The sequence below is a fragment of the Actinomadura rudentiformis genome, from assembly GCF_008923185.1.
GTDB lineage: Bacteria > Actinomycetota > Actinomycetes > Streptosporangiales > Streptosporangiaceae > Spirillospora > Spirillospora rudentiformis.
The window spans coordinates 14,336-26,098 of sequence record NZ_WBMT01000010.1; the positions used below are offsets into that span (position 1 = coordinate 14,336).

Here is an 11,763-nt window from a genome sequence, read left to right on the forward strand (position 1 = left end):
GCGCCCAGCTTGGCCCTGGCCAGGACCGGGGACTGTCCCGCTGCGGAGGTGGGACATTGTGGACACCACCGCGCTGTTCCTGGCCGGTGCGGGGACCGGGCTCCTGGCAGGCGCCACCACCTGCGCCGCCGTTCAACTCGGCCTGCTGGCGGGTGCCGTACGCGACGCCGCCGGCTCCGCCCGGCCGGTAGTGGCCTTCCTCACCGCCAAGCTCGCCTCGCACGCCGGTCTCGGAGCCGCACTGGGCCTCCTGGGCGGCACGGTGCAGCCGGGTCCACGCGTACGAGGCGCCCTTCTGGTCTTGGCCGCCCTCATCCTGGTCCTGTTCGCCGTGGATCTGCTCAGGAAGGCCAGGGCGTCCAGGGAGGCCGACGGCGAGCACTGCTCAGCGCCAATCCGGAGAGCAGCGCCAATCCGGAGAGCCCGCTCCGGGCGGCCCGCCGTCCTGGGTGCGGCGACGGTGCTGGTGCCGTGCGGGCTGACCCTCACGGCAGAGCTCCTCGCGGTGTCCTCCCGATCCGCCGCGGGCGGGGCCGCGGTCATGACGGGCTTCGTTCTGGGCACGGCGCCGGTGTTCGGCCTGATCGGTGTCACCGTCGGCCGCGCCCTGGCCCTGCTCCGCGGGCGGCTGACCGCGCTCCTGAGCGTCGCCCTGCTCGTCGTCGCGGGCTGGACGATGATCTCCGGCCTGCGGCTCGGCGGCTGGCTCCCCCAGACCGGCCCGGGTGCCGCGTCGGCCGCGGACTCGGCCCGGTTCGTCCGTACGGACGTCACTGGCACGCAGGTCGTCACGGTATGGGCACTCGACCAGGGCTACCGCCCGGCACGGCTGACCGCCCGGGCCGGGATCCGTACAACGCTGGTCCTGCGCACCCACAGCACCCGCGGACACACCCGCGCGTTCACTCTTCCCGAGCGCGGCCTGGACATGGTGCTTCCGGTGAACGGCGAGACGCGTCTCGATCTGGGCACCCCGGGGCGGGGCCGGATGCGCTTCGTCTGCGCGTCCGGCCACTACCCCGGGGCGATCACTTTCCGGTAGCGGCGAGCTTGGCGCGCGCGGCGGCGATCCGGGCGAGGGTCCGCTCGCGACCCAGGATCTCCAGCGATTCGAACAGCGGCAGGCCCACGGTACGGCCGGTGACCGCGACGCGAACCGATGCCTGGGTCTTGCCGAGCTTGAGGCCGCGCGCGGCACCGACCTGCTCCAGGCGGGTCTTGAGCTCCTCGGTCTCCCACGGAGCGTCGCGGTAGGCCTCCTCGGCGGCGGCGAGGATCTCGGCCGCGGGCTCCTTCATCCCCTTGTTCCACGACTGCTCGTCGAACGGCGGCTCGTCCAGGAACGCGAAGTCGACCATCTGCACGATCTCCGACAGGACCGCCACACGGGTCTGGGCCAGCGGCGCGAGCCGGTCGAAGACCGCCGGGTCGTAGTCGAACGGCGCCTCCTCCAGGAAGGGCAGGCACTCGGCGACGAAGCTCTCGACCGGCAGCGCCCGGATGTACTCGCCGTTGAACGCGCGCAGCTTCTTCACGTCGAAGAACGCGGGCGAGGTGTTGACGTCCTCGATCCGGAACTCCTCGACGATCTCGCTCCACGGCACGATCTCGCGGTCGCCCGACGGCGCCCAGCCCAGCAACATGAGGTAGTTGCGCATGGCTTCGGCGAGGTAGCCCTCGGCCTGGTAGGCCTCCAGCGCCACCTTGTCGCGGCGCTTGGACAGCTTCTTGCGCTGCTCGTTGACGATGACCGGAACATGCGCCCAGACCGGCGGCTCGCCCCCCAGCGCCTCCCACAGCAACTGCTGCTTGGGCGCGTTGGACAGGTGCTCCTCGCCGCGGACGACGTGCGTGATCCCCTGGCTCATGTCGTCCACGGCGTTGGCCAGCAGGAACGTCACCGAACCGTCGGCGCGGGCGATGACGAAGTCCTCCAGCACGGCGTTCTCGAAGACCGGCTTGCCGCGCAGCAGGTCGACGACCACGGTCTGACCCTCGTCCGGCGTGCGGAAGCGCAGCGCCCGGCCTGGGCCCGGCTCCAGGCCGCGGTCGCGGCAGAAGCCGTCGTAGCCCTTGTTCTGGTCGCCGGTCCGTGCGATCACCGCGTCGCGGGTGCAGTCGCAATAGTAGGCGCGGCCCTGGTCCAGGATGGTCCGCACGGCCTGGGCGTGCTTGTCGGCGTTGGCCGACTGGAAGTAGGGGCCCTCGTACTCCCCGCCGTCCATGCCCAGCCAGGCCAGCGCGCGGATGATCCCCTCAGTCCACTCAGGGCTGTTGCGCGAGGCGTCGGTGTCCTCGATCCGCAGGACCAGCGTTCCGCCCGACTGCTTGGCCATGGCCCAGTTGAAGAGGGCCGACCGGGCCCCGCCCACATGGAACATGCCGGTGGGTGAAGGTGCGAAACGAACACGGATCGAAGACGTGGAAGACATGGCAACCAGCCTAGAGCGCCCAGACCGCAGCTCGCGCCGCAATAATCAGCACGCCGGTCAGGGGTGAGTGTGCAGGCTTCGGGATCCGTCTACGGCTTCCACTGGGGGTCTCGGCCCGACAGGCCGAGCAGGCGGTCGAGGAGCGGCGCCGATTCGGACACCTTTACCTCGGCACCGAACGCCCCGTACTGGCGGCCCATCTCGGCGGTCGGCACCAGGTGGTCGTAGGCCGCCTGGACGATCTCGTCGGGGAAGTCGACCTGCTGGCCGGTGGCGACGGCCAGATCCCAGCCGTGCAGGACGTACTCGCTGAACAACATGCCGCCGATGATCGCCGAGGGCATCCCCTGCTCGGCCCCTGTCAGGCTGGTCTCGCCCTCCCAGGCGGCGGGCTCCGCCCAGGCCTCGGCGCTCTCGCGGGCCTTCGCCGCGTACAGCTCGGCCCAGTCGCCGTCGGCAGTGAAGTCGTGGTCCTCCCCGGGGCCTTGCGGCGGCTGCTCCTTGCGGGCGGCGGTCGCGCCGCGCCCCGTCCAGAAGATCAGGTGGTTGATCACACCGCGGACGTCCCACTCCGGACATGGCGAGGGCGCGCCGAGCCGGTCCTCGGGGACCTCTCGGACGATCCGCGCCGCCATCTCCGCCGCGGGCCGCGTCAGCTCTCGCATCTCCATGACGCCTCCTCGTACATCAGTTCGAATATCGTTCGCTCACGCTAACCCTGGGGAGGGCCGGACGTCTTGAAGAAACGCGACAGCGTGTCGCCTGAGAAGATCTGCTCATGACCGACCCCCTCACGAACCTCTCCGCCTTCCAGGAACTCGCCGCCCGCCGCCTGGCCGGCTTCTCCCACATCGCTGTCCCGGACGCGCCCGGCATGCGCCGCGCGGGGGTCGTCATCTGCGTCGTGCCCGGCGCCGACGGCCCCTCGGTAATCCTGATCAAGCGGGCCTACAGGGGGCGCAACGCAGGCCAGTGGGGCCTGCCCGGAGGCCGGATGGACAGCGGGGAGACCCCGGAGCAGGCGGCGCTCCGGGAGCTCCACGAGGAACTCGGGCTGACCGCCGGGCCCGGCGACGTGCTCGGCAGGCTCGACGATTTCCCGGCCACGTCCGGCTTCGCCATCAGCCCGATCGTCGTCGCCCTGCCCGAGCCTGGACCGCTCCAGCCCAGCCCGGACGAGGTCCACTCCGTGCACCACGTGAGCCTCGCCAGGCTCGCGGCCGACGACACTCCCCGGTGGGTGCCGCAACTCGAAGGCGGGCGCATGTTGCAGATGAAGCTCGGGCCCGGATGGCTCGTGCACGCCCCGACCGGCGCGATGTTGTGGCAGTTCCGCGAGGTGGTGTTGCTGGGCCGCGAGGTTCGCGTCGCCGACTTCGTGCAGCCGGACTGGACCAGCAAGTGAGGGGCTAGAAGGTCCCGCCGTCGACGACGATGCACTGGTCGGTGACGTACGAGGCGCCGTCGGAGACCAGGAAGCGCACCACGTCGGCGACCTCCTCGGGCGAGCAGACATGGCCGAACGGCGACATCGCGTCCTGCTGGCGGATGTCGTCCACGCCCATGGTGGCCTTGACCAGCCGCTGGCCCATGTCGGTGTCGACCAGTCCCGGCGCCACGATGTTGACGTGGATCCCGTTGCCGCGTTCCTCCTTGGCCAGGGTGTGCGCGAGCGCCTCCATCGCGGCCTTGCCCATCGCGTACGGCGCGCCGAACGGCGGGTTGATCCCCGTGATGACGCTGGAAATGAAGACCATGTCGCCGCGTTCGGCCTGCCGGAGCAGCGGCAGCACCGCCTGGCTGAGGTGGTGCGGCCCGAACGCGTGCACGCCGAGGACCCGGGCGAGCTCGGCGGGGTCGGTGTCGGCGACGCTCTGCCCACGGCTGGCGATGCCCGCGCTGTGCACGAGGATGTCGAGGCGCCCGAACTCCTCCTCCACGCCCGCGGCCAGGTCTCGGCAGCCGTCCAGAGTGTCCACCGACGCCCGGAAGGTGCGGGCCTGGACGCCGAGGGCCTGGAGGTCGGCGACCGTCTTGGCCGCGGCCTCCTCGTCACGCCGGTAGGCGATGGCGACGTCGACGCCGTCGGCGGCGAGCGCCAGCGCGATCGCGCGGCCGATTCCGCGGCTGCCTCCGGTGACCAGGGCGACGCGACCGGCGAGTGAACTCATGCCAAGGGCTCCTTCGGGGAGGCGGACGACGTCCTCAATCCTGCCCGAGAACGCCGTCCGGATATAAGTGACCCCTGACAAAGGCTGCTACGCCGGTGCGGCTTCGATGATCCGGTAGTTCGACGGCGGCAGCTGCCCCGTGATGCCGGTGAGCGTGAATCCGGCGGCCTCCAGCAACTGCCGGAACTCCTCTTCCGTGCGCTCCCGGCCACCTGTGCAGACCAGCATGTTCATGTCTCCCATGGCGATGCCCCTGTGCTCCGGGGTGACCACCTCGGGCACCACGGTCTCCAGTAGCAGCACCTTGGCTCCGTCGCTCACGGCCGCGCGGCAGGTGCGCAGGATGGCCACCGACTGCTCGTCGTCCCAGTCGTGGATGACGCTCTTGAGCAGGTAGGCGTCGGCGCCTTCCGGCACGCTCTGGAAGAAGTCGCCCTGGACGAGCTCGCACCGGTCCGCGACCCCGGCGGCCTTGAGGGTCATATCCGCCTCCTTCAGCCCGGCGGGCAGGTCGAAGAGCACACCGCGCACCGAGGGGGCGGCCCGCAGGATCGCGGCGAGCAACGTCCCGTCCCCGCCGCCAAGGTCGGCGATCGTGCCGAAGCGGGTGAAGTCGTAGCCCTTGATGAACGCCGGCGCCACCTCGCGGGTGTGCTCCGACATCGCCTTGTTGAACGTCACCGAACGCTCGGGATGTTCGGCGAGGTACTCGAACGAGGTCATCCCGGTGACCCGGTGCCAGGCGGGCTCGCCGGTGCGCAGGGTCTCCATCAGGTCGCCCCAGGACCTCCAGACGTCCGGGCCGCAGAAAAGCCCGAGCAGGCCGTGGATGGAGTCTGGCGCGTCGGTGCGCAACCGGCGGCCCTCCTCCGTCAGGGCGAACCGGTCGGGACCATCCTGGGTGAGCACGCCGAGACAGGTCAGCGCGCGCAGCAAGCGGCGCAAGGCGTGCGGATCGGTGCCGGTCTCCCCGGCCAGTTCGCCGCTCGTACGCGCGCCGTCGGTCAGCGCGTCGGCGAGCCGCAGTTCCGCCGCCGCGTACAGCATCTGGGCCGGCATGTAGCCGAACGCGAAGTCGAGCAGTGGCGATCGCGCCATCGTCGTCCCCTCTCTCGCAGGTCGTACGGGAACGACGCTAGGGACCGCTGTGGCGGGCCGTATTGGACGAATGTGACCACGATCGTGATCTTGTCGCTTACCAAACCGACATATCGCCTTTATCCAACTAATTGAGACTGGGCGGCTGCTCCTACCCCCGAGCGAAAAGGAGATCCCGTGAAACGCACGGGGATCGTCATCGCCGCCCTCGGAACCACCGTCCTGACGTCCACGGTGGTGGTCGCGCCGTCGGCGTACGCGGCGCCGCCCACCCCGCCCGGCAAGGCCGTCTCGGCCAAGCACCTCTCGGCGCTGCGCGTCGCCAAGGAGGGCTCGCTGACGGGTTACGACCGCAGAAAGTTTCCGCACTGGAGCACCGTGAAGGGTGCCTGCAACACGCGGGAGACCGTCCTCAAGCGCGACGGCAGCAACGTGCGGGTCAACGCGAAGTGTGCGGCGATCTCAGGGACCTGGAAGAGCCCGTACGACGGCGCGACCTGGCGCAAGGCCTCGGACGTCGACATCGACCACATGGTGGCGCTGGCCGAGGCGTGGCGTTCGGGCGCGAGGTCGTGGACCACCAAGCAGCGCACCGCGTTCGCCAACGACCGCGCCAGCTCGCAGCTGTGGGCGGTCACCGACAACGTGAACCAGGCCAAGGGCGACAAGGACCCGGCCAAGTGGCTGCCCCCGCGCGCCTCGTTCCGCTGCATGTACGCCCGTTCGTGGATCGACGTGAAGTGGCGCTACAAGCTCACGGTCGACACCGCGGAGAAGAAGGCCCTGACGCGCCTGCTTCGCTCCTGCTGAACCCGCTCTGACTGCTGAACCCGCTCTGACTGCTGAACTCGCTCTGCGCGACAGCGGCCGACAGCCCCTCGGCTCGCCCGTCGAGGGGCTGTGTCGCGTCCTGACGAGCCGGGAGCAAAGCCGGGACAGGTCAGCGGTCGAGCGCCAGCAACCACTCCCGCGCCAGGTCGAGATGGTCTTCGGTCAGCCCGACGTCGGGGTCGATCGCAACGAGCAGATGCTCCCCGATGCCCGGCTCGGCCGCGATGCGGTCAGTGGCGTCCGGCTCGTCCTCGAACCACACGAATGGCCGGCCCTCCGTCCAGAGGGCGACGTGCCTGGCCTTCCAGGCGCCCAACGTCCCGGCCTGGTCCCTCCCGGGGAACTGCGGGATCGGCACGTAGGGCAACTCCGGCAACCCGACCCGGGGAGCGATCCACTCGTTCGCGTGGGCGCACCAGTAGCTCGCCCAAGCCAGCTCGGCGCCCGCCGCCTCAACCAGGTCCAGCAACAGGGGGCCGTGGCCCGCGTTCAGCCACAGCCGGTAAGTGATCCCCTCCGGCGAGCAGCGGTGACGGCGATAACCACCGGCACTGGTCGCCCGAGGGCGTTTGAACGGATTGAGCACACCGTCGACGTCCAGCAGTACCAGCGGCGACCCCATACCCGGACGGTACGGCATCTACGGATGGCGCGTCGAAGATTCCGGGCACTAGCCGATCTTGGCCATTCGCCCCGTTGTGACACTTTTACCTTCCCCGGTTTCCCGCCCCCCGGGCTGACGCGGTCCGGGGACGTACGGCATGGTGAAGACCATGTGCCGACTGTTCGGGATGACCACCGGCGGGCCGCGCGTGCGAGCGACGTTCTGGCTGCTGGACTCGCCGCAGAGCCTGCACGCGCAGAGCCGCCGGATGCCGGACGGCACCGGCCTGGGCTGGTTCTCGCTGGGCGACGAGCCGGTACGGGACCGGGCGCCGATCGCCGCGTTCGAGAACTCCGACTTCGCCTCCGCGGCCCGCAACGTCGTCTCGCACACGTTCGTCTCGCACGTGCGGTACGCCTCGACCGGCGCGATCACCGTGCACAACTCCCATCCGTTCGACATGAAGGACCGGCTGTTCGCCCATAACGGGGTGGTCCAGGGGCTGGACGTGCTCGACTCGTGGCTGACTGACGTCGACCGGGCCCTGATGGAGGGCCAGACCGACTCGGAGCTCGTCTTCGCCTACATCACGGCGGAGATCCGCCGCCACGGCGACACCACGGAGGGCCTCATCGCGGCGGTCCGCCGCATCGCCGCCGAGCTGCCGGTCTACGCGCTCAACATCTTGCTGGCCGAGCCGCGGCGCCTCTGGGCGCTGCGCTACCCCGACCCCAACGAGCTGTGGGTGCTGCACCCGGGGCTCGGCGGTTTCGGCCAGCTGCACCTGGCGTCCGGGCACGAGCCGGGCAGTCTGGACGTGGCCGGGCCGAACGGCGACTCAGGCACGCGCGGTCCGACGACCCCGGCCTACGTGATCGCCAGCGAGCCGATGAGCGACGATCCGGACTGGCGGCTGCTCGAACCGGGCGAGCTCCTGATCGTGGACGGCCTCAACGCCACGTCGCGGTTCCCGTTCGACGACCCGGCGCATCCCCTCCGCGCCGAGGACCTCTCGCTGGCCGAGCGAACCTCCCAGAAGTGAGCAGCGAGAGTGAGCGGCGACACGGCAGGCCCCGCCGGGAATGTCGTCACCGGCTCGTAGAGTGGACCAGGTCCGGACGAGCGGCGCCTGAGGAGTCACCGAGCCCATGACCCACGAACTGACGCTGATGGCGGTCCACGCGCACCCCGACGATGAGGTGCTCCCCACGGGCGGCCTTCTCGCCCGCTGTGCGGACGAGGGCATCCGGACCGTCCTGGTCACCTGCACCAACGGCGAGCAGGGGGACGACTCGGGCGGCCTCAAGCCCGAGGATCCCGGCCACGACGCCGCCGAGGTGGCGCGGCGGCGGCTCGCCGAGCTGCGCGAGTCGGTGCGCCTGCTGGGCATCACCGATCTTGAGCTCCTCGGCTACCGCGACTCCGGCATGGACGGCTGGTCCACCAACCAGCATCCGGACGCGTTCGCCAACGTTCCGGTCGAGCAGGCGGCGGCACGGCTGGCCGAGCTCATGGAGCGCTACCGTCCCCAGGTCGTCGTCACCTACGACGAAACCGGCGGCTACGGCCATCCCGACCACATCCAGGCCCACAACATCGCCGTCGCGGCGTCCGAGTCGACCGGGATCCCGCGCAAGCTCTACTTCACCGCCGTGCCGAGATCCGGTGTCAGGCTGCTCTTCGACCAGCTCAAGGAGTCGGACATCGACCCCGGCTTCGACCCCGGCGACGACTTCGGCACGCCGGACGAGCTCATCACGAGCGTGGTCGACGTCGCCCCCTACGTCGACCGCAAGCGCAAGGCGCTGGAGGCCCACGCCAGCCAGGGCGAGAACATCTTCCTTCTGCGACTCCCCGACGAGGTCCAGCAAGTGGTGTACGGCGCCGAGTCGTTCGTCCGCCACTTCAGCCATGTCCCCGTCCCGGACGGGCAGGAGGACGACCTGTTCAGCGGCCTCCGCCGCTGACGGCGCGACGCGCCTGGGCGCGGTAGTGGTCGAGGACGTCCTGGCGCAGGAGATAGCCGAACCCGGCCCGTTCCAGCCGCAGCGCCAGATCGCCCTTGGTGGCCCCGAGGGCCTCGGCGGTGGCTTCAAGGCTCCAGTCGTGGGCGGCCAGCCGGGTGAGCAGGTAGCCGCGCCTGACCTGGGCCTCGGAGAGCCGGAAGCTCTTCAGGTAGGCGATCCGCCCGTTCCCGTCGATGATCGACTCGCGGATGTGGTTCTCGCCGCGCAGGTTGAACGGGGGCAGCGAACGGGTCAGCTCGAAGCCGTGGAGATGTTGCACGGTCGCGTGCGACTCGTTCTCCTGGAAGAGGTTGCCCGCCATCACGCCGTCGTGGAAATCCGCCCAGTCGCGCTGCAGCCGGGTCGCCTCCGCTCGCAGCTCCACCAGAGATCGGACCGCCGTGTCGTCGACGCGGCCGCCCAGGTCGGGTACGTGCAGCGTCAGGAACCCGTACTGGTACACGAGCTCGCCGAAGAGATCCTCGACCAGCGTCGGGTGCAGGGCCCGGTAGTCGTCCGGATGCGGGACGACGAAGGCGCTCGCCAGCGCGTCGGCGACGTACACCAGCACGCCGCACTGGCCGGGGTGGATCTCGAAGATCCGCAGCGCGTCCGCCAGGCCGCGCACCTGGGCTCCGGTGTAGGCCTCCTCAGAGCGCGGCGACAGGCCGTTCGCGAGCGCCCGTCTCGACCATTCGCTCCAGGCGATCTCGGGTCCGCCGAAGTGCAGCGCGAGATAGCCCTCGACCGCGACGTGCAGCGGCAGGAAGCGGAGCCGGTCCTTGGTGACGCGGCGCGCCATCCGGCGCCGCACCCGGATGGGCATGGACGGAACGATCCCTCGATCATCCTTTTCCAGCTTGGCCTTTTCCAGCTTGGCCTTGTCCCGCATCTGGGTGCCGTACGCGGCGGCGGGGGCCTCGCCGTCATCCCACCTGGCTACGAAGGCGTGTGGAATGTAGGAGATGTAGTGCGTGCCGTCACCGACGTCGACCACGGACGGCTCGTCGGCGTACACCCGGCGGTCGAGGCGCAGGTGCGGGACCGGTTCGTCCCGTACCAGCGGGACGAGCCGGACCGAGCCCCACGCCTGCGCGGGGCCGGTACGCAGGCCGCTCCGTTCCATCCAGCGCACGGGTTCCAGCCAGCTCATGAGGGCTCCACAAAACGTGCCACTCGTTCGTCGAGGTGCGCCCGCAGCTCGCCGAGGCCGACCCTGCCCTCGGCGAAGCGCGCCAGCTCGACCAGCGCGGGCAGGTCCTCGGCGTCGCGGATGCCGGCCGTGGGCACGGTCGGCGCGATCCTGCGCACGTCGAAGTCGTCGGCGTCGTAGACGGGGTTGAGGTGCGTGACCGCGACGCGGCGGCCGGGATCGAGGCGTGTGCGCCAGACCCGGAGGACCTCCGCCGCCAGGCCCGGCGGGGCGTTGTCCCAGCCGTCGGACACGATGACCAGCCGGTCGGGGCCGGTGTCGAGGCCGTCCAGGATGCGCTCGCCGAGCGGCGTCGGGCCGTACGGGTAGAGCAGGAGCGGGTCGGAACGGCCCGAGGTCCACAGCGGAACGTACTCTCCGGCGAGCGCCTCCAGCAGGAAGTGCCCGGCGAGCGCGACGGCGAGAGGCCGCCGCTTCTTCTGGGCGGAGCCGGTGGTGGAGAAGCTGTCGTCCAGCACCGCCGCCACCTTGCCCCAGGTGCCCGCGAGGCCGCTGGCCACGCGCCGCGCCGACGTGCGCAGCGCGGCGGTCAGCTCGGCACGGCGCTTCACGCGCTCGTCCAGCGGGAGCGCCAGCACGTACGTGGCGAGCCGCGTGAGCGGCATCGTCGTCAGGTCGGCGGCGACGGCCTCGATTCCCCGGCGCCGCGCGTTCTCTTGCAGGCCGAGGCGTTCCCGCCGGGTCAGCCGCGGTTCGATGCGTTCAAGGAAGACCGCGCGCGGGATACCGTGCTTCGCCGCGAACCCCTCGGCGACCGTGTAGGGCAGGTCGTACAGCGCGCCGTGCTCGTAGTGCGCGCGCCGCCAGGCCTCGAAGATCGGGGTCTGGAACGCCCGGCTCGTGTGCGGCGCGAACAGGAAGGCACCGGTCTCGTCGTCCAGATCGAGGTGCGCGTGCCGTACGGCGGCCTTCACGGCACCGCGGTACTTGACGGCGTCGAACGCAGGGTCGGGGCGGGCGGCGAGCCAGTCCCGCATGATGGCGCGGGTGCGCCGGTTGTTGACGCCCGCGCGGCGCAGGTCGCGGAAGAGCCCGTAGACGCGCTGCGGGGGCAGCAGCGCCAGGCGGCGGGCGATGATCCGGCCCTCGGACCGGCGCTGGTCGGCACCGGCCGCCGCCGCGTGCTCCAGAAGGTTGCGCACGATGATGGCGGCGTTGTGGTCGTTGATGTCCAGCGCCAGGCTCGCGGCGTACAGGTCCCGGTAGTTGTGGAGCATGTACGCGTGCAGGAAGTTCAGGGAGAGCCGCTGCTCCCCTTCGTGGTGACGGAACTCCCGCTGGCCGGTGGACGTGATCGCCGCGTTCACGAACATCAGCACGTCCTCGCAGGCGATCAGGTCCGCGAGTGTCTCGGTCATGGCCTTCCGCAGTCCGATGTCCGGAGTCGGGGGTCGGGGGTCGGGAGTAG

At 70.6% G+C, this 11,763-nt stretch carries 12 protein-coding genes; 5 read left to right on the plus strand and 7 right to left on the minus strand.

The window, feature by feature from the left end:
- The first annotated feature begins 58 nt into the window (after positions 1-58).
- Positions 59-1,042: an urease accessory protein UreH domain-containing protein gene (locus tag F8566_RS21370; protein ID WP_151562559.1), complete on the plus strand. Its 984-nt coding sequence runs from the start codon at positions 59-61 to the stop codon at positions 1,040-1,042.
- Here the strand turns inward: F8566_RS21370 and gltX are convergent.
- Both gltX and F8566_RS21380 read right to left on the minus strand, forming a co-directional pair.
- Positions 1,029-2,432 (minus strand): glutamate--tRNA ligase, encoded by a 1,404-nt coding sequence (gene gltX / locus F8566_RS21375; protein ID WP_151562561.1) that lies wholly within the window; start codon positions 2,430-2,432, stop codon positions 1,029-1,031. The genes F8566_RS21370 and gltX overlap by 14 nt on opposite strands.
- 89 nt (positions 2,433-2,521) lie before the next feature.
- On the minus strand, positions 2,522-3,103 hold the full coding sequence (locus F8566_RS21380) for a TIGR03086 family metal-binding protein (RefSeq protein ID WP_151562562.1): 582 nt from the start codon (positions 3,101-3,103) through the stop codon (positions 2,522-2,524).
- Between the two features lie 107 nt (positions 3,104-3,210).
- Here F8566_RS21380 and F8566_RS21385 point away from each other — a divergent pair, with 107 nt between their 5' ends.
- Positions 3,211-3,837: an NUDIX hydrolase gene (locus tag F8566_RS21385; RefSeq protein WP_151562564.1), complete on the plus strand. Its 627-nt coding sequence runs from the start codon at positions 3,211-3,213 to the stop codon at positions 3,835-3,837.
- 4 nt (positions 3,838-3,841) lie between these two features.
- Here F8566_RS21385 and F8566_RS21390 read toward each other — a convergent pair whose 3' ends face one another.
- Together F8566_RS21390 and F8566_RS21395 are read right to left on the minus strand one after the other, a co-directional pair.
- The gene (locus tag F8566_RS21390) at positions 3,842-4,603 is read right to left on the minus strand and encodes an SDR family NAD(P)-dependent oxidoreductase (protein ID WP_151562566.1); all 762 of its coding nucleotides are present in this window, start codon (positions 4,601-4,603) and stop codon (positions 3,842-3,844) included.
- A gap of 87 nt (positions 4,604-4,690) precedes the next feature.
- Positions 4,691-5,701 (minus strand): methyltransferase, encoded by a 1,011-nt coding sequence (locus tag F8566_RS21395; RefSeq protein ID WP_151562568.1) that lies wholly within the window; start codon positions 5,699-5,701, stop codon positions 4,691-4,693.
- Between the two features lie 177 nt (positions 5,702-5,878).
- Between F8566_RS21395 and F8566_RS21400 the strand changes: the two genes are divergently transcribed.
- The gene (locus F8566_RS21400; RefSeq protein WP_151562570.1) at positions 5,879-6,511 is read left to right on the plus strand and encodes an HNH endonuclease family protein; all 633 of its coding nucleotides are present in this window, start codon (positions 5,879-5,881) and stop codon (positions 6,509-6,511) included.
- A gap of 130 nt (positions 6,512-6,641) precedes the next feature.
- Here F8566_RS21400 and F8566_RS21405 read toward each other — a convergent pair whose 3' ends face one another.
- Entirely contained in the window at positions 6,642-7,154 is a 513-nt protein-coding gene (locus tag F8566_RS21405) for an HAD domain-containing protein (protein WP_151562572.1), read from the minus strand.
- Between the two features lie 151 nt (positions 7,155-7,305).
- Between F8566_RS21405 and F8566_RS21410 the strand changes: the two genes are divergently transcribed.
- Both F8566_RS21410 and F8566_RS21415 read left to right on the plus strand, forming a co-directional pair.
- Positions 7,306-8,178 (plus strand): class II glutamine amidotransferase, encoded by an 873-nt coding sequence (locus F8566_RS21410; RefSeq protein WP_151562575.1) that lies wholly within the window; start codon positions 7,306-7,308, stop codon positions 8,176-8,178.
- A 106-nt stretch (positions 8,179-8,284) separates the two neighbouring features.
- The gene (locus F8566_RS21415) at positions 8,285-9,103 is read left to right on the plus strand and encodes a PIG-L family deacetylase (protein ID WP_151562577.1); all 819 of its coding nucleotides are present in this window, start codon (positions 8,285-8,287) and stop codon (positions 9,101-9,103) included.
- Here the strand turns inward: F8566_RS21415 and F8566_RS21420 are convergent.
- Together F8566_RS21420 and F8566_RS21425 are read right to left on the minus strand one after the other, a co-directional pair.
- The gene (locus F8566_RS21420; RefSeq protein WP_151562579.1) at positions 9,084-10,295 is read right to left on the minus strand and encodes an ARPP-2 domain-containing protein; all 1,212 of its coding nucleotides are present in this window, start codon (positions 10,293-10,295) and stop codon (positions 9,084-9,086) included. The genes F8566_RS21415 and F8566_RS21420 overlap by 20 nt on opposite strands.
- Positions 10,292-11,713, minus strand: coding sequence for a hypothetical protein (locus F8566_RS21425; RefSeq protein WP_151562581.1), 1,422 nt, complete (start codon positions 11,711-11,713; stop codon positions 10,292-10,294). The genes F8566_RS21420 and F8566_RS21425 overlap by 4 nt, the downstream gene beginning before the upstream one ends.
- Positions 11,714-11,763 lie beyond the last annotated feature (50 nt).

Excerpts from the sequence above, each read along its gene's own strand:
- gltX (WP_151562561.1), bottom strand. The coding sequence starts at position 2,432 with ATGTCTTCCACGTCTTCGATCCGTGTTCGTTTCGCACCTTCACCCACC.
- F8566_RS21380 (WP_151562562.1), bottom strand. The coding sequence starts at position 3,103 with ATGGAGATGCGAGAGCTGACGCGGCCCGCGGCGGAGATGGCGGCGCGG.
- F8566_RS21385 (WP_151562564.1), top strand. The coding sequence starts at position 3,211 with ATGACCGACCCCCTCACGAACCTCTCCGCCTTCCAGGAACTCGCCGCC.
- F8566_RS21390 (WP_151562566.1), bottom strand. The coding sequence starts at position 4,603 with ATGAGTTCACTCGCCGGTCGCGTCGCCCTGGTCACCGGAGGCAGCCGC.
- F8566_RS21395 (WP_151562568.1), bottom strand. The coding sequence starts at position 5,701 with ATGGCGCGATCGCCACTGCTCGACTTCGCGTTCGGCTACATGCCGGCC.
- F8566_RS21405 (WP_151562572.1), bottom strand. The coding sequence starts at position 7,154 with ATGGGGTCGCCGCTGGTACTGCTGGACGTCGACGGTGTGCTCAATCCG.
- F8566_RS21410 (WP_151562575.1), top strand. The coding sequence starts at position 7,306 with ATGTGCCGACTGTTCGGGATGACCACCGGCGGGCCGCGCGTGCGAGCG.
- F8566_RS21415 (WP_151562577.1), top strand. The coding sequence starts at position 8,285 with ATGACCCACGAACTGACGCTGATGGCGGTCCACGCGCACCCCGACGAT.
- F8566_RS21420 (WP_151562579.1), bottom strand. The coding sequence starts at position 10,295 with ATGAGCTGGCTGGAACCCGTGCGCTGGATGGAACGGAGCGGCCTGCGT.
- F8566_RS21425 (WP_151562581.1), bottom strand. The coding sequence starts at position 11,713 with ATGACCGAGACACTCGCGGACCTGATCGCCTGCGAGGACGTGCTGATG.